Origin of the sequence: Thermoplasma sp. Kam2015, from assembly GCF_003205235.1 — an archaeon.
GTDB lineage: Archaea > Thermoplasmatota > Thermoplasmata > Thermoplasmatales > Thermoplasmataceae > Thermoplasma.
Window position 1 is genome coordinate 1 of sequence record NZ_QJSM01000035.1, and the last position, 15,679, is coordinate 15,679.

At 42.7% G+C, this 15,679-nt stretch carries 17 protein-coding genes and 1 rRNA gene; 7 read left to right on the forward strand and 11 right to left on the reverse strand.

Annotation, left to right across the window (positions count from 1 at the left end; all coding sequences use genetic code 11):
• From DMB44_RS07160 to DMB44_RS07170, 3 genes are all read right to left on the reverse strand, one after another.
• On the reverse strand, positions 1-361 hold a 361-nt coding region (locus tag DMB44_RS07160), incomplete at its 3' end, for a recombinase family protein (protein ID WP_153280192.1).
• 344 nt (positions 362-705) lie between these two features.
• A complete protein-coding gene (gene otsB, locus DMB44_RS07165; RefSeq protein WP_110642258.1) occupies positions 706-1,431 on the reverse strand; it encodes a trehalose-phosphatase in 726 nt (241 codons plus the stop codon).
• Positions 1,412-2,737, reverse strand: a complete 1,326-nt coding sequence (locus tag DMB44_RS07170; protein ID WP_110642260.1) for a trehalose-6-phosphate synthase — start codon at positions 2,735-2,737, stop codon at positions 1,412-1,414. The genes otsB and DMB44_RS07170 overlap by 20 nt, the downstream gene beginning before the upstream one ends.
• Before the next feature lie 447 nt (positions 2,738-3,184).
• Here DMB44_RS07170 and DMB44_RS07175 point away from each other — a divergent pair, with 447 nt between their 5' ends.
• The 3 genes from DMB44_RS07175 (at position 3,185) to DMB44_RS07185 (ending at position 5,814) form a co-directional block, all read left to right on the forward strand.
• Entirely contained in the window at positions 3,185-4,159 is a 975-nt protein-coding gene (locus tag DMB44_RS07175; protein ID WP_110642262.1) for an alcohol dehydrogenase catalytic domain-containing protein, read from the forward strand.
• A 208-nt stretch (positions 4,160-4,367) separates the two neighbouring features.
• Positions 4,368-4,488, forward strand: a 5S ribosomal RNA gene (gene rrf, locus DMB44_RS07180).
• A gap of 45 nt (positions 4,489-4,533) precedes the next feature.
• Positions 4,534-5,814, forward strand: coding sequence for a tryptophan--tRNA ligase (locus tag DMB44_RS07185; protein WP_110642264.1), 1,281 nt, complete (start codon positions 4,534-4,536; stop codon positions 5,812-5,814).
• Here DMB44_RS07185 and mtnA read toward each other — a convergent pair.
• From mtnA to DMB44_RS07200, 3 genes are all read right to left on the reverse strand, one after another.
• Positions 5,794-6,816, reverse strand: coding sequence for an S-methyl-5-thioribose-1-phosphate isomerase (mtnA, locus tag DMB44_RS07190; RefSeq protein ID WP_110642266.1), 1,023 nt, complete (start codon positions 6,814-6,816; stop codon positions 5,794-5,796). The genes DMB44_RS07185 and mtnA overlap by 21 nt on opposite strands.
• A gap of 61 nt (positions 6,817-6,877) precedes the next feature.
• Positions 6,878-8,275 carry a cytosine permease gene (locus tag DMB44_RS07195; RefSeq protein WP_110642268.1) on the reverse strand — a complete coding sequence of 466 codons (1,398 nt, stop codon included), beginning with the start codon at positions 8,273-8,275 and terminating at the stop codon, positions 6,878-6,880.
• A gap of 59 nt (positions 8,276-8,334) precedes the next feature.
• On the reverse strand, positions 8,335-8,937 hold the full coding sequence (locus DMB44_RS07200) for a thymidine kinase (protein WP_110642270.1): 603 nt from the start codon (positions 8,935-8,937) through the stop codon (positions 8,335-8,337).
• A 477-nt stretch (positions 8,938-9,414) separates the two neighbouring features.
• On the opposite strand from DMB44_RS07200, the gene DMB44_RS07205 reads away from it, so the two are divergent.
• The 4 genes from DMB44_RS07205 to DMB44_RS07220 all read left to right on the forward strand — a co-directional run bounded on the left by DMB44_RS07205 (position 9,415) and on the right by DMB44_RS07220 (position 12,796).
• Positions 9,415-10,041 carry a hypothetical protein gene (locus DMB44_RS07205; RefSeq protein ID WP_110642272.1) on the forward strand — a complete coding sequence of 209 codons (627 nt, stop codon included), beginning with the start codon at positions 9,415-9,417 and terminating at the stop codon, positions 10,039-10,041.
• Positions 10,034-11,947: an ATP-binding protein gene (locus DMB44_RS07210; protein ID WP_110642274.1), complete on the forward strand. Its 1,914-nt coding sequence runs from the start codon at positions 10,034-10,036 to the stop codon at positions 11,945-11,947. Before DMB44_RS07205 ends, DMB44_RS07210 begins: the two co-directional genes overlap by 8 nt.
• A gap of 37 nt (positions 11,948-11,984) precedes the next feature.
• On the forward strand, positions 11,985-12,155 hold the full coding sequence (locus DMB44_RS07215; protein WP_110642276.1) for an AbrB/MazE/SpoVT family DNA-binding domain-containing protein: 171 nt from the start codon (positions 11,985-11,987) through the stop codon (positions 12,153-12,155).
• 128 nt (positions 12,156-12,283) lie between these two features.
• Positions 12,284-12,796: a TRASH domain-containing protein gene (locus DMB44_RS07220; protein WP_110642278.1), complete on the forward strand. Its 513-nt coding sequence runs from the start codon at positions 12,284-12,286 to the stop codon at positions 12,794-12,796.
• A gap of 9 nt (positions 12,797-12,805) precedes the next feature.
• Here the strand turns inward: DMB44_RS07220 and DMB44_RS07225 are convergent, their stop codons facing one another.
• From DMB44_RS07225 to DMB44_RS07245, 5 genes are read right to left on the reverse strand one after another with little or no spacing between them, the layout of a single operon-like run.
• Complete coding sequence (locus tag DMB44_RS07225) at positions 12,806-13,033, reverse strand: hypothetical protein (RefSeq protein ID WP_110642280.1); 228 nt, start codon at positions 13,031-13,033, stop codon at positions 12,806-12,808.
• On the reverse strand, positions 13,030-13,368 hold the full coding sequence (locus tag DMB44_RS07230) for a hypothetical protein (protein WP_237265353.1): 339 nt from the start codon (positions 13,366-13,368) through the stop codon (positions 13,030-13,032). The genes DMB44_RS07225 and DMB44_RS07230 overlap by 4 nt, the downstream gene beginning before the upstream one ends.
• Entirely contained in the window at positions 13,369-13,560 is a 192-nt protein-coding gene (locus tag DMB44_RS07235) for a hypothetical protein (RefSeq protein WP_110642282.1), read from the reverse strand.
• Positions 13,557-14,729, reverse strand: coding sequence for a cytochrome bc complex cytochrome b subunit (locus DMB44_RS07240; RefSeq protein WP_110642284.1), 1,173 nt, complete (start codon positions 14,727-14,729; stop codon positions 13,557-13,559). Before DMB44_RS07240 ends, DMB44_RS07235 begins: the two co-directional genes overlap by 4 nt.
• Before the next feature lie 3 nt (positions 14,730-14,732).
• Positions 14,733-15,575, reverse strand: a complete 843-nt coding sequence (locus DMB44_RS07245) for a ubiquinol-cytochrome c reductase iron-sulfur subunit (protein ID WP_237265354.1) — start codon at positions 15,573-15,575, stop codon at positions 14,733-14,735.
• Positions 15,576-15,679 lie beyond the last annotated feature (104 nt).

The following is a 15,679-nucleotide window of genomic DNA, read 5'->3' on the forward strand; positions in this document are numbered from 1 at the left end:
AAATATTATTAATCTCATCGTTCTCTATTCTATTCAATAATTCATTGAATCCCTCTCTGTTGAACTTTAATCCTGATCTTATATCTGAATATACAATAGCATCGGGATATGATGATCTTAATCTGTTCATTTGATTGTATAAATCATTCTTCTGGTCATTTGATGATACCCTTGCATATACTGCATCTACTCTATTGTTTTTTATTCCCAATACTCTGTTTATTTCCTCTTCTGGTACTCTCCTGAAATTATCTGATAATCTTATGCAGTGTATTTTTCCTTCACGATCCCATCTCATTAATGTGGTTGCATCTATCTGCAGTATATCGCATGCTTCCCTTACTGTGTATATTTTACCCATATATATTGCATAACAATATATAACTACATATAGATATTTCCATTAACAGTTAAAACCCCTTCGATAAAATTTCCATTTTCTCAAGGGGATATGATATCATCCGAACCGCCAGCATCATCAATTATAGATATATCAATGATATCTGTAAAGTTTTCTATCAGAAAATATTTATTAGAAAGTCAGGGTTCGCCATAGCTTAAAAATCTTTTCTTGGATAAGATATACACGGACTTTCCATTAACTGAGATATAATATACCTATAATATTTATAACCGATTATAAAGATATGACTAGCGCAGTTCAAATCCATACAAAGTATCAATTGACGGATCAATGATAATCATCTAAATTGAAAGGATGAATCTTAAGACCGAACGCATTTCTCTATAGTCTGAAAGCCTGAATTTTGCACTTGATGATCCATCTCCTACCTTTATGGTGACCGCGTCCTCATTGAGCTCAAATGCCAGTTCATCAGTCGCGTCATCGCCCGCAATTATAGCTGGCCTACCACATCTAACCGATCTTATGGCCGATCCTTTATTTACTCCAGGTACACGTAGTTCTATTATCATCTTCCCATAATACACTTCAACACCGCGTGTTCTGGCCATCTCTTCTATTTTGGATCTCAGTTCCTGCAAAAACCGGCTGTCCATCAACCCTAGATGGTAGAGCACGGCCATTCTCTTCCTGTATATCCTGAGACCAGGGAATTGTGTAGTCCATGATCTTGTGACTTCATATATTTCATCAAACACCGGTATGAACCGATCAGACCCATTGTGATATTCGATCCTGCCGTTGATGATTGAACAGGCCCCATGATAGCATATCAAATTGATATCTATAGGAAGGAACCTTCTTATCTCCTCCGGAGATCGCCCCGTTACAATGAATGTATCAAACCTTGCTTTGGTCTCCGACAACAGATTCTTTAGATCATCATCCGCATAACTATCCTCTGGATTCATTATTATGGGAACCAGGGTGCCATCATAATCAAGGAAAATTATGGGATCATTTCTGATAATTTGCTGAATAGCGTCTTTAAGCTGACCATCTATCATTGATTTTCCTCATAGCTATTGCATTTATACGCCTTATCCACCAGTCCGTATCCTTCTTAGATACCTGCTTCTTCATTCTGGTGAGACGATCATGGATCTCTTCCTCGCTCATGTTCATAGCCTTATATATCGCTTCTGCCACTTCTCCCAGGCTGTTTGGATTAACGATAACCGCTCCATCCAGACAGTTAGAAGCACCAGCAAATCTTGAGAGTATGAGTACTCCTTTATCTGTGGAGGCCACAAACTCTTTGGAGACAAGATTGAGACCATCTATTAGAGGCGTTATCAACGCTATATCTGCATTTTTATAATAGGATACTAGCATCCTGTCTGATATCTTTCTGTACATGTAAAGTATAGGCATCCAGCTAATTGATCCAAATTCACCGTTGATTCGTCCTATGTGCATCTCCAGCTCTCTCTTCATTGCAACATAATCCGATACGGTAGTCCTGCTTGGGGTGACTATCATTATGTAAACAAATTTCCCTGCAAGATCTGGATGCCGCTTCAATAACTCCTCAATGGCAAGTACACGGTTCACTAGACCCTTGGTATAATCAAGCCTATCTATTGAAAATATCATCTTTCTATCCCTGAGGGTATAGCTCTTTATATCACCGCCCCTGGAATTGCTGAAGTACCTGAAATCTATACCAAGGGGAACAACGAAGCTTTTGACTCTCGATGTTTCTGTGAGAAGATCATCAAAGTTTTTCTTGTAAGTTTCCGTGTGAAAGGTTATGAAATCCGAACTGGAGAGACTTTTGATCAGATCATCGCTCTCCGGAAGCGTCTCGAACATCTCTTTGGATACCCATGGAATATGCCATGTGAATATTATCCTGTTCTTTATTCCGCTGTCTCTCAATATCTTCGGAACGAGTGCGAGCTGATAATCGTGTATCCAGATCACTTCGTCACCAGAAACCGACTCCATTATTGATCTGGCAAATTTCTCGTTCACCCGCCTGTAAATTTCATAGCCATTGTCTGTGTACTTGACTCTTTCCCTGAAATAGTGAAACAGTGGCCAGAGCGTACGGTTTGAATAGAGATCGTAATATCCTTTCTTTTCTGGCATGCTGAGCAGTACTCTCTTTATCTTGTATTTTCCAGTATCCTCTTCCAGATATTTTCCATCCAGCTTACCATCACCCCAGCAGATCCATGTCCCGCCATGTTTCTCCATGGATCTGCGGAGTGCGGTGGCTACTCCACCTACGTTCTCCTTTATGGACTCTTTACCTGCAACCTTCTCATGGGAGAATGGACATCTGCTGGAAACCACTATATACTTCATGTCAACCACACCGCATAGATCAGCTATCTCTAACTGAAGTTTGAGATCCTCCCTTCAATGGGGTGTTTCCTTCTGATCATATAGCAATTTAGATGAGATTTTGCCTTTGTAATTTACTCTTCAGCTGAAGCTGTTAAGATTTGCAGTTACTCAAAGAGCCTGTGTTTCCCTAAATATACCGGGGCACATGAACGCATACGTTCGATGCGTCACCAGAGGAGGATCCCTTCTTTTTTTATGTATTATGATCTCTTCATACATGTAGGCTTTGTATTTCACCTTTTGTTTCAACCACATTCATTAATATCCAGCTAAATCTCTAAGCTTAGCGGTTTTTAATATTTCTTGATCTTACATAAAAAATATAAAACATAGAATAAATAACAGCAATTCTATAAATATGCCATTCAATATAAAAATATATTAGTCAAATAGAAATTCAGATATATGAAAGCCGTCTACGCAGTAAAACAGGATAAAATTGAGAATGAACCTCTTAAATACGGCGATCTGGATCTTCCAGCTATCGAAGAGGGACAGGTACTTGTAAAAGTCCAGGCAAATGGTGTATGTCATAGCGATCTACATATAATTGAGGGGGATTTCCCACTTCCAAAGGAACTATTCCCGCTGGTGCCTGGACATGAGATTGTTGGAGAGGTCGTTGAGAGCAAAAACAGGAACGTGAAAGAAGGAGAAAGAGTGGGGATAGGATGGTTCTATTCTGCATGCGGCCAATGCGAATACTGCACCAGCGGTAGAGAAAACCTCTGTCCAAACGCTACCGTGACAGGGATAAATCGATGGGGAGGATACGCGGAATACGCCATCCTCGATGGAAACTACGTGTCTAAAATACCGGAGGGACTGGACAGTGCTGAGGCGGCCCCACTGTTCTGCGCTGGAATAACCGCATATTCTTCTGTAAGGAAGATCGGCCCGAAGGTTGGAGATAGGGTGGCGGTATTCGGCGTAGGCGGACTTGGTTTCTATGCCATACAGATGATAGAGGCGGCTGGAGCGAGGGCTATCGCGGTCACCTCGTCCCACAACAAAGTAGCCGAAATGGCTGGCGCGAGTGAAGTGATTGAAGAACCAAAGGAAGGATATGATGCTGCTATAGTATTCGCTCCAAACAGCAGCATAGTGGCGAAAGCAGTAAGATCTGTTAAACCTGGCGGCACAGTTGTCGTTCCTGCAATAATGGACAAGATAGAGGTACCTTTTCAGTATTTCACCTGGGAGAAGAACATAACAAGTGTGGCCAGTGGATTTAGGAGTGAGACCAGGTCTGTACTGAAGCTCGCTGCTGACGGCAAGCTAAAGTCAATGATCAAGACCATGCCGTTGTCTGAGGCAAAGACTGCGCTGATGGATCTGAAGAGAGGTAGAGTTCAGGGAAGGATCGTACTCAAACCTTGAGACTATTTTTTTGTTTCTCCATTCATTGATTGAAGAAACGCGGTGATTGCGACTTCGGTATAAACATTCTATCTTTAGAGAGGATCCTTCATGATCCATTACGTCTAGTATCATGTTATCATCGATAATGCGAAATAAGAAGTATACAGACCCTGAAATGAACAGAGAAAATCATAAATTTTATATACAGCCATTCTATCAACTGTCTGGCAACGGTCATAGCAGCAGGGAAACACCAGATCCCATTCCGAACTCGACGGTTAAGCCTGCTGCGTATTGCGTTGTACTGTATGCCGCGAGGGTACGGGAAGCGCAATATGCTGTTACCATTTCAAAAATGAAAGTTTTTTACACCTCTTTTTAATTTCGTGGCAATGATTAATCCTTGGTCATCATCAGATTTCTTTGATTATGAGCGATTGAAGAAAGAGTTTGGGATAGAAGAGATGAACTATAACTTCGATAATTTCCTTTTCAGAAGGCATCTCATCCTCGGGCAAAGATCCATAGATTACATTGATTACGCACTGAAGAACAGCCTGAAATTCAATGTGATGACTGGACTGATGCCGTCTGGTGAGATGCATCTTGGCAATAAGAGCGCCATCGATCAGGTCATATTCTTTCAGAAACTTGGCGGAAGAGTTTCGATAGCGGTGGCTGATCTTGAATCCTATTCGACCAGAGGCATTAGCCTGGAAAAGGCAAGGAATGTGGCCATAGAAAAGTATATACTAAATTACATCGCAATGGGGCTGGAACCATGCGAGATCTATTTTCAGTCAAAAAATAGCGACGTGCAGTTCTTAGCTTATATGCTGGGCAACAGAACAAATATGAACGAACTTCGCTCACTCTACGGATTCACGGATACTCATGATCTGCTTCACATAAATTCTCCGCTTATTCAGGCAGCGGACGTTCTGCATACTCAAATGAAGAAATATGGAGGCCCTGCACCAACGATTGTACCCGTCGGCTTTGATCAGGATCCACACATCAGACTGATGAGGGATCTCTCCAAGAGGATGAGGATATTCAACATACAGTATGACAGGGATCTTATCGTTTCAGTGCGAGGCAAAGATGATCCAAAGGAATTCATCGATCTGGCCTATGACTATCTTTCCAAGACATACACCAATGTGAAAAAGGATTATGAATATCGTGTTGTCAGATGCGAAGGAGTAAGTGAAGGTGATCTTGTAAAGATAGATCTGGATCTGGCGAATATTGAAAGCAAGTATAATGATTTCACCTTTGTTCCTCCATCTGCCACCTATCAGAAGTTGATGAAAGGTCTCAAGGGCGGCAAGATGTCCTCCTCCGTTCCTGATTCCCTGATATCACTCAATGATGACCCAAAGGAAGCAAAGAGAAAGATCATGTCCGGAATGACTGGAGGCAGAGATACTGAGGAGGAACAGCGTAGGCTTGGCGGTGAGCCTGAGAAATGCCCAATATTCGATCTCTATAATTATGAAATAGAGGACGATAAATACGTGAAGGAGGTTTATGAGGACTGTAAAAACGGCAGAAGAATGTGCGGTTTTTGCAAACGCGAGATAGCCGAAAAGATGTCTAGCTGGCTTTCAGAACTTTCCAAAAAAAGGGAAGAGGCGAGAGAGAAACTCTCACTTTATATTCATGAATAGATCCTTATCCATTAATTCCTTCAATTTATTGAGTTCGGAGGGCTTGAATATACCGTATTCTGTTATAAAGCCCGTCACGTACTCGTTTGGCGTCACATCAAATGCCGGATTCTTGCTGTGGCTCTCCTCTGGCCCAATGCGTGTACCGTTTATTTCCAGAACCTCGGATTCGTCACGTTCTTCTATAGGTATTTCGTCTCCACTTTTGATGCTGAAATCGAATGTGCTTCCAGGTGCGGCAACGTAAAATGGAATCCCATTCACCTTGGCCAGCACGGCCTTTTCATATGTACCAATCTTGTTGGCAAAATCGCCGTTGCTGGCTATTCTGTCAGCACCAACTATGACAAGATCGACTTCCTTTCGCCTCATGTAGAATCCAGCGGCATTATCTGCAATTATTGCGTGGTCCACTCCTTCTTGTGCGAGCTCCCACGCGGTTAACTTTGCTCCTTGAAGCCTTGGCCTGGTCTCATCAACAAACACGAATATATTCTTACCATCATTATGAGCCATCCTTATGGGAGAGAGTGCAGTACCCCAGTCCACAACCGCAAGAGCTCCAGCGTTGCAGTGCGTGAGGATTCTGGCATTCTGGCCGATGAGCTGATTCCCGATCTCCCCTATTTTCCTGCTGCGGCCTGATATCTCCATTGCATATCTTCTTGCAGAATTCATATCAAATCCGTTGATCTGCATGTATCTTATTGCCTTGAAAAGATCATAGGCAGTCGGTCTGGTGGATCCGATCTTTCTTACGGCTTCATCCATATTTTCTCCTTTTTTCTTGGCCATCGCGAGGCCATAGGCCGCAGTTACTCCTATGGCGGGAGCGCCTCTGACAACCATATTTTTAATTGCATAGGCGATGTCGTCTGAATTTTTTGCTTCGAATATCTCTATCTTTTCTGGAAGCTTTCTCTGATCGATCAGCTTCACCTCATCGTCCTCATACCATACGGCTTTCAGCGTCCTCACTTCACCATCAATGACTACCTTCATGCTTCATTACCCGACTCTTCATTTTCAGGTGATATATACACTTTTATTATCCTCTATCTTTTCATTCAGCGGTACGATCTGCTTCTCTTTCTTCCGGAGCCATGTTCACCCTTTGCAACACCTTCGTAATGATGATGAAGACCAACATGCCCATGATCGAACCAAACAGATCCTGTGGAAAATAGAGAAATACGTCATTCAATGGTTCCAGAGGCGTGAGGTTGAGAAATATACCTGTAACGAGACCCAGGACACCGGCTATGTTTGCATTACCAACTCCTGTCTTGGGTATTGAGTAAAGATCCATATATCTGGACGATCTTCGAATAACCATGAACCAATCAGCTATCAGCAGGAAGGTAAATGGAAATATTATGGATCCGCTGATGTTGAGGAACCCGGATGCATAGTTGAGAATACCCAAATAAGCCAAAACGGCACCGAGAGAACCGAGGATCATGGTTGAAATGGGCTGCGCATATTTCTTCATGTTTCTTTTGAAAAGACCCTCTATTGCTGAGAGCAGATCCGCCGTGGCAGGATAGAGATTCATGGAATTTGTGTGTATTATTGCAAGAGAAGCACCGATGGAAGCCGTTATGGCTATAAGACTTTCCAGACCTCCTATGCCTCCGAATCTTACAGCAGCAAGATTCCAGTTCCCAGTTACAGCCTGTGAAATTAGGCCGAGTGAACCCATCAGATAGACCGGCAGTATTATTCCTATCGACGGTGCAATGAAGTAACCTATCCTTTTCTGCATTGATTCTCCGTTCTCCCTGCTCCTGGCAAATCTGCTTATCGTGGACACCTTATAGGCCCAGGCAAGTATGGAAAATGCAAGGACAAGCCCTATAGCTGAGCCCCAGTTCACTTGCGATGATGGGTGGAGAAGAAGTGCGATATCGGGATGGTATATGGTGAACAGCAGATAGGCCAAGATCGCATAACTCAGAACAAGGAGTACAGCCGTATATCTATAGAATTTTTCAAGGTATTTCGCGCCGAACATCACAAGCAGTATCTGGACAAGTGCCATGAAAGATATCCATATCACTGGCGAAGATGATGTCACGGAGGAAAGTATGAGACCTCCGGTTATATCGTTAAGACCGAACCAGCCAAGATTCACAAAGGTGAAAACAAGCGACATGATGCTTGATGAAGCGTATCCGAGTGTCCTTCGCGAAAGGATCATCGCAGGTACAGGGATTAACCTCCCCATATCGGAGAATATGCCCACTGGTATGAAGCCTATGAAAAATGCGATCGTTATTGCTATCAACATGTATATCAGACCGAGGGGATAAAGAAGATAACCTATCAGTGGAGTTAGCGCAGATGCACTGGCCATGGACCAGAACACCATCATTTTCCAGGAATTCATGATCCTGGCATCTGCTGGAATTGGATCCACTCCTATTATCTCAATACCATGCTCGCTTACTTTGACATCCATCAAAATGAAAATGCGTTCCCGTATTTGAGTTATCGCTCATCTCGAATTTCGTATTTTCTTCATATGTCGCCTATGCGCATCTGCGTGGAGGGCCACACAAAGCAGTTCCTGCAGCGTGGTTCGTATAGATCCTTGCCGCCTATACGTATGATCTCTCCGAATGCCGGTACACCATTGATGATACGCTGAGTGAATATGGCGTCATTCCCGCATTTAGAGCAGACTGCACTTAGCACGTATATTTCGTCGGATATAGCCAGTATATCGGCAGTGATCCGAAATGGATTTCCAAAGTGATCCCTGTTTAGCGCAGCCACGTACACGATTCTACCAGAATTGGCCAGGTCCTCAAGTCTCTGGGGCAATCTTGCTGATGGCTTCCAGAACTGGGCCTCATCGAAACCAAGGATGCCGGAATTCTTCGCATGTGCGTCCAGGAATTCTCCAAATCTTTCATCTGTAGGCGCAATAATAGCTGGCAACTTCATTCCCTTATGCGTTACCACCTCGTTCTCAGAATATCTTGAATCTATTTCTGGTTTGAAGAGCGTCACATTCCTTCCGGCCAGTATATGCCTCTCCATGAGCTCTATCAACCTTGAGGTCTTTCCAGAGAACATGGGGCCGGTTATGGTGATTATCTTCCCGGGGTTCCCACTCATCCATTCTGAATGGGTCTTCCTATGAAAAACTTATTGAGAAGTTATGTAAGATGAAAAAGATGCACAATTCATGTGCATCGGCTATGAAACACACAAGCTTTCCTAACTTAAAGGAAAGTTTGAAGTTTGAGGGAAGCTCTAAAACTCCGGCCTTCAGCGGAAAATATACTGAATCATCCCAAATGCTGTATTTATAAAAATCTTTCCACGTTCTATTTTTATTCTACACAATAACCGAACGAAGCAGCACTCGAATGGGATCGTTACAGTAAGGCCCATGCCTGCGGATATAATGATATAGGGCTTGTCCGAATGTCCGGAAAGACATAGGGCTATTCGCTGAAAGGAGAAATCGAAGGTTCAGCTGAGGAGCGACCGACGCCTTGGAGATGTTGCAAAAGTTTTTATTGTTTTTAATTGAAAAAAGTAAATTAATTTATATGATAAGATAAATATAATTGATTATAATAATACAGAATGCACCATTTTGCAAAGATAGTTTTCACCGGATCCGATCTGCGGACGGACTTCAAAATTTACAGATCCTTCTCCCAGCTCCTTCTGCCTATGGGAAGATCCACGAATGAATTTTTTGTTGAATGCAGAGATGGGAAGGTTCATTTCTTTGTTGGAAGCGATGACCATACCAGTTTCAACTTCATAAGCAGATTCTTCATGAGGCTTTATCCTAGCTATGTTGTCCAGGAAGCACCCGATCTGCGTGATAGGAACTGGAGGCGATATCTGATGGGACGCGGGGACAGAAGATCGGGGGAGTTTTATTTTCCAGATCTGATGGACAGCATAGTGTCATTCCATCATACATTCCCAGATATAGATCTGACGTACCGATGTAGCATAATTTCCAGCAGATCCAGATCAACAATCAGATATTCAGTGTACATCGATGTTGCAGTTGGCCAATCTTCCCTCAATACAGACGGTATATTTGCCTTGTTCGAGCGGACACTCGGATACCTCAGAATGAGGCATGGCGTCAGGCTGAGGAGAAATATGCTGCTTCCTATGATCATGGATAACAAAATGCGCTACACATTCAACCTCATCAATTTTGTACGCATACCCGTTGATATAGATGTTTGATTACGAGCCTTCGATCTATTCGAAATGTGAATTTCGATCAGGGATACTCATCGGTTATCAGATAGATGGATCTCCCTATTTCATCAACGAGGAAGCTCTGTCAGGGCATCTCTCCATAACAGGAAAGACGGGGACAGGAAAATCAAGTTATCTGCGTTTCCTGATCAAGAACATGGACAGCATCGATGGAAATATGGTTATTATTGATCCGCATGGAACGCTTATGGATTCAGTATACGCATCTGAAAGAGAGATCGTCTATGTCGGCACTGACAGCGTCAGATCTGGAGATAGCGATATCAAAATAATGATGAACGTGCTCGATCAGGATGCGGATCCGGATATGACAGCCGGCTGGATCAGATCCATATTTTCCTCCTCATCATTCTCAAATAATACATGGGGGCCCAGGTTGGATGTGATGTTCAGATCCGTCCTTTCTGAATTCATTAAAAATACGGAGAAGCCCACGCTTTCAAAATTTTTCAGCATAATGGCAACTCCAGTCAAGACTAGATCTTTTGTATCAGAGCTGAGAGATGGACCGGTGAAGGATCTCATCAGTGGATTCATATCCGATAGATCCTACTGGAGAGAATATTCAGCTTCTACTCTGAACAAGATACTTCCGATTATATCATCGGACAGGATCTATCCCCTCGTATCATCTGAGAGATCGCTCGATCTTTATTCCATTATGTCTGAATCGGGCAAGCTGGTATTTGTTGATGTCTCCAAGGGGAAGATACCCCCGGATGCCTCATCGCAGGTTTCATATCTCATGCTTATGAAGATATGGTTCGATTCAATCAAGCGCTACGAAGCGGGCAAAATCGTCAATACATACATATTTGTGGACGAGGCGCAGAACATTCCTGCCGGAATACTTGAAACCGTCCTGAGCGAGGGAAGAAAGTATGGAATGCGCCTTGTTCTGTCTAATCAGTATATGGATCAGGCGTCCTCATATCAGGCAGCACTCTTCGGAAACGTCAGGAATTATATTTCGTTTCAGGTTTCCCCAGCCGACGCCGCCTTGCTTTCCAGGACTGCCAAGGAGGATCAAAGAAAAAGAATGATGAGCGTACTAACTGAGCAGCATCTGCATAAATTTGTTGTCTGGTCCAGTGACCAGATGATAGCGCCAACCTCGCTTTCCTTCATTCCGCCTGATGTCGTCAAAGACGATAGGATACGAAGAAGCATTTTGAAATATGGTTTTTCAATGGAAAAAAGACAGGAAACCGAGACCAAGATCACCTTGCATTCGCAACTTATAATGGATTTTGCACGATACCTATATGAAAACGGAATTAATGTGCAGTTTGGGCATTTCTCCAACCTGATACCTGATATGCATTTTTACCTCGGAGGATCCGTATACATAGTAGAATCAGAAATTTCCGATCTTCAGCATCCAGATCGCGTACTAGAGAAGATTCGAAATTATAGGAATTTCAACCTCATATTCATCACCGATGGGGACAGAATCGTGGATCTATACGATCTGATCTTCAAAAGGAGAGATATACAGAGCGATGGAACAATAAATTTTGGTGGTTCTGTCAAAGCACATATATCGGATCTCTCGGGGATATTCGAGAGGATCTGGATCGTATCGCCTAATATCAGACCAATGTATTATTTCTCCGGCAAAAGTTATAAATTCAGCTTATCGATCCTTACTGAGAGCCCCTTCATCAAGAGATTGAAGAAAAACAGATATGGACCAGCTATGATGGCCATTTATAATCTGATGAAGAGCCGTGACTTATACATTATGCGAAAGTATGAAATTATTTCATTTTTAAATTTTGATACTAATTTTATAGAATCAATCTTTGACGAAAACGGAATTATTTCATTGTATGACATTTTTTTAAATACAAAATTGAAATTTCACTAGGAAAAAAGATTATACTAGTTCTTAATAGTGTCTTGATATGACTGACAATAAAAGGATAATGGATATCGCTAGGATGACAAAAAGAGGTGCTTCTGTCAGAGTTACAATTCCCAAGAAAGTACTGAAAAAACTAAACTTCAAGGATGAAGATCTTATTGCATTTTATGAATCAGAAGACGGAAGGATATACATCGATCTTTTGAAGTGAGGTGTTCGTTATATCGAAACATGATTTACATGATGCCTAGCATTATAAGATAAAATATTGCGTTATCCAGAAAATTGTGTCAGACACAAGCCAGCAAATGCTTTATTCACCCAATGTGATATGTTCTTATGGTGGATAGGAACCTCACAAAGCGGGAATTGATGGTTCTGCGTTCTTTATATAACAATTCCAGGCTTTCCATAGAGGAAATATCTGAGAATACAGGAATCAGCAGAAATACTGTCGCTCAGATCATAAGAAGGCTGGAAGATGATGGTGTCATAGCAGGATACACCGTGAAGATGAATGATGATCAGCTTGAGACCGTTATAGCCATAGTGAATGGCCCGATCGATATACCTGAACATGTCGTATACGAAGATTTTTCACTCAGCAATGGAAAGCACCTCTTGATATTGGACAGATCGGCACTTTCCATGGGATTTCCATATGAATCTCTTTGGATATCCACAGGCAGGAAATTCGGCAAGGCTATGGAAGCCAGAACTGCGAAGGTATGTGATTACTGTGGAAAGACCATAGAAGGAGATCCCATAATCGTCCATAGCCACAATAGAGACTATTATGTATGTTGCCCTAACTGTGAGCACGATATCAAAAAGAGATTGAAGATTGAATAGCTGCCAGCATCATATGTCAAGCTCACCCATACCCATTATCAGGATCACAAAACCCACAAAAGAGAAGAGCAGAGCAAGCCAGCTACCTATCTGATGCGGTCCTATCTGGCTGTTTATAGTTGGAAACATCTGATAATCGAGAAACACCGGTATTGAGATTATCAGAAGCACTATGCCGGCGATCACTTTCCCATATGACCTCTTTTTTTCCATGATCATGCGCTGTATGCTCTTCAAAATCCGCTCACCCCCAGCAACACAAATGCGAATGCGTAAAGGATCAGTGGGGTTATAACGGTCCTCATTGATATCTTCCCATTTCTAGAGTGGTTGTGGTATATAGATATCACGTAAAGTATGAGCGATGCCACCATGACGATTATTGTGAATAGTTCAAGCGAAAAGAGATACCGGCCGTAGCTTCCAAAAACCGGAGACGTCATCTGATTTATGGGCTCATGGTACATAACAGCTATGGGTTTGATTATCAGCGTGTACAGTATCAGCGTGATAGATCCGAATATATAAACCATCATCGAAGAATAATAGAGTTTGAGTGAAAATCTGTCCATTTATCCCACCTCCATCTCATGTCTCATTATTATGAATGCTATCACGCCGCTCAGTATAAGGTCCACAGCAAATACAACAGCCCAGACCCTCTGATCTCCGGTACTGTTGCTCAGCGCTATTATCCACAGTACAACGGCTATTATTAACTGAAGACCACCGATGGAATACACCGCTTTAACGGACGCATTCATGATTCTTCACCATCCTTTCTTGCAAACCTCATGGCATAAACTGTGGCAAATGAGACAAACGTTATACCCCACCACATGAACATGGTCAGCAACCTTGTCTGGGACAGCCCAGGCTGGCTTGCCCCCCAGAGAGCTATTGTAGGTATGCCGATTATGATGAACACTCCAAAAGCTGTTATAGCTGGCCTGTCCAGAGGATGCGTACCCTTATACCTGTCGATGAATGGAAGTATCAGCAAGAATACAAAGAAGGCGAGGACTAGAGGTACACCACCGGTGGTCAGTCCGTAGCCAGCGGTATCCATTAGCTTGTAAACAGGCAATATATACCAATCCGGGAATGGTAGCGTTCCGTAGGCAGGAAGGCCGTACGCGTCTGGTATAACCTGTGGGAAGACTGCGGAGAATACCAGTATTATTCCTATGAACATGAGAGAGAGAAAAACCGTATAAAGCAAGTTAACGGGGAACCATGGAACCATCTTTTCGTTCTTTTCATATTTCACGCCATAGGGTCCAGACTTTTCAAAGAGAAAGAAGTGTACAAATGCCACGATTATTATGAGCGTGGATAGGATCATAACGTGTAGACCCAGTATATGTGAAAACGTCTGTGCTGTCGTGCCGTTTCCAACGAGAATGGAAATGAGCCAGTTGGATAAACCTGGCAGGAGTCTTCCAATTATGCTTCTCTCTATCAGAAGCTCTCCTACATGCGTTGCGGCAACACTGATATAAGTGTAGGTGAGCATATATCCAACTATCGCCGTTGTATAGACAAGTATGAAGAGCACGACTCCAAGGATCCACTGCAACCAGCGCCATTTCCCCTTATATGCCCCCACGAAATAATTTCTCAGCATATGGGCATAGACCAGAACTATCATCGCATACGCCATGTAAAGATGTGATGTGAGAAGCGCATAACCAAATGGAACAGTTGTCGTTATAGCCAGCGTTGATGAGTATGGATGCCCGCTCTGATAATAATAGAATAGCAGCATTCCTGAAACGGCAAGATAGGCAACCGCAGCCATCAGGAATGATCCGGTCCAGTAATCCAACCTGAATTCCTTTCTGGATATTGGTCTAAGCACTATCTTATATGATCCAGGGTATTCCACGTCTTCCTCCATCAGCTTCGTTATATCGTATTCATTCTTTTCCATATATCAGAACCTCCCGCTCCATTTGAAGTTAGAACTAGACACAACGACTGTCTTGTAATTACCAATCGTATTATCATATGGAAGCGCGGTTCCTCCAGAAAGGTTCTCCTCAACTACCTCTGGCCCGTATACCTCTCCATTGGGCTGCCATAGATGTGTCCTTATGACCGCATTCACTGGATTCATCCCAACAGCATATAGATAATCGGTTGTGGTATCATGATAGAATAGAACCTGCGGAAGCGAATGATTGGCTGGACTCGGCGCAGGTCCTGAATTGTAAAGATTATGTGGTCCTCTCACAGGATCATACTGACTCCCATGGCATTTGCAGTATATCAGGCCATACGTGGGCCAGTTAGACTTTGTGTAGCCAATGAGCTGTGCTTCAAATGGAATAGAATTGCCTGGATGATAATCAAGCAGAGGAACCGTACAGCCGAGATGCTGGCATATACCGCTATAAGCTGTAATGCTGTCAGTTCCACCCTCAGAGTTTTTTATGTGAATTGCGTTCGGTATTATAACATTCCTGAGCTTGATCAGGATATTTGGCTCGTCCTGGAGAGGATAATTGAATACAAGAATTGGGTAACTGCTACTTGACGGGATGGCGTAAGGTATTTCTGATGCCGTTATGGGATTATTGTCCGGATCGACTAGAAGCGCCGTGGGATATTTGCCGTTATATGAGGTCACCGGTACATTTCTTGTGGTTGGAACAAAGAATCGCTCAAGAGATATCCCTCCTATTGCGACTGAAAAGAGGGAGAGCATCGCTCCCTTCAAAAAGGATCTTCGGCTTTCATCAACAGAATCTGTGGATCCTCCGGCTTTACTGCGCATACTCAACTACAAAAAATTATATTACTTAATTATTATGTCAAATTTTACAGGAAAAACAAATCAAATAATTAAATATATTTGTATATGCTAATATTTTTAGATAA

Bases quoted from the DNA above. Each gene is read 5' to 3' on its own strand.
- DMB44_RS07215 (WP_110642276.1), top strand. From the start codon at position 11,985: ATGACTGACAATAAAAGGATAATGGATATCGCTAGGATGACAAAAAGA.
- DMB44_RS07220 (WP_110642278.1), top strand. From the start codon at position 12,284: ATGGTGGATAGGAACCTCACAAAGCGGGAATTGATGGTTCTGCGTTCT.
- DMB44_RS07205 (WP_110642272.1), top strand. From the start codon at position 9,415: ATGCACCATTTTGCAAAGATAGTTTTCACCGGATCCGATCTGCGGACG.
- DMB44_RS07185 (WP_110642264.1), top strand. From the start codon at position 4,534: ATGATTAATCCTTGGTCATCATCAGATTTCTTTGATTATGAGCGATTG.
- DMB44_RS07210 (WP_110642274.1), top strand. From the start codon at position 10,034: ATGTTTGATTACGAGCCTTCGATCTATTCGAAATGTGAATTTCGATCA.
- DMB44_RS07230 (WP_237265353.1), bottom strand. From the start codon at position 13,368: ATGGACAGATTTTCACTCAAACTCTATTATTCTTCGATGATGGTTTAT.
- mtnA (WP_110642266.1), bottom strand. From the start codon at position 6,816: ATGAAGGTAGTCATTGATGGTGAAGTGAGGACGCTGAAAGCCGTATGG.
- DMB44_RS07200 (WP_110642270.1), bottom strand. From the start codon at position 8,937: ATGAGTGGGAACCCCGGGAAGATAATCACCATAACCGGCCCCATGTTC.
- DMB44_RS07245 (WP_237265354.1), bottom strand. From the start codon at position 15,575: ATGCGCAGTAAAGCCGGAGGATCCACAGATTCTGTTGATGAAAGCCGA.
- DMB44_RS07170 (WP_110642260.1), bottom strand. From the start codon at position 2,737: ATGAAGTATATAGTGGTTTCCAGCAGATGTCCATTCTCCCATGAGAAG.
- DMB44_RS07240 (WP_110642284.1), bottom strand. From the start codon at position 14,729: ATGGAAAAGAATGAATACGATATAACGAAGCTGATGGAGGAAGACGTG.
- DMB44_RS07195 (WP_110642268.1), bottom strand. From the start codon at position 8,275: ATGGATGTCAAAGTAAGCGAGCATGGTATTGAGATAATAGGAGTGGAT.
- DMB44_RS07235 (WP_110642282.1), bottom strand. From the start codon at position 13,560: ATGAATGCGTCCGTTAAAGCGGTGTATTCCATCGGTGGTCTTCAGTTA.
- otsB (WP_110642258.1), bottom strand. From the start codon at position 1,431: ATGATAGATGGTCAGCTTAAAGACGCTATTCAGCAAATTATCAGAAAT.
- DMB44_RS07175 (WP_110642262.1), top strand. From the start codon at position 3,185: ATGAAAGCCGTCTACGCAGTAAAACAGGATAAAATTGAGAATGAACCT.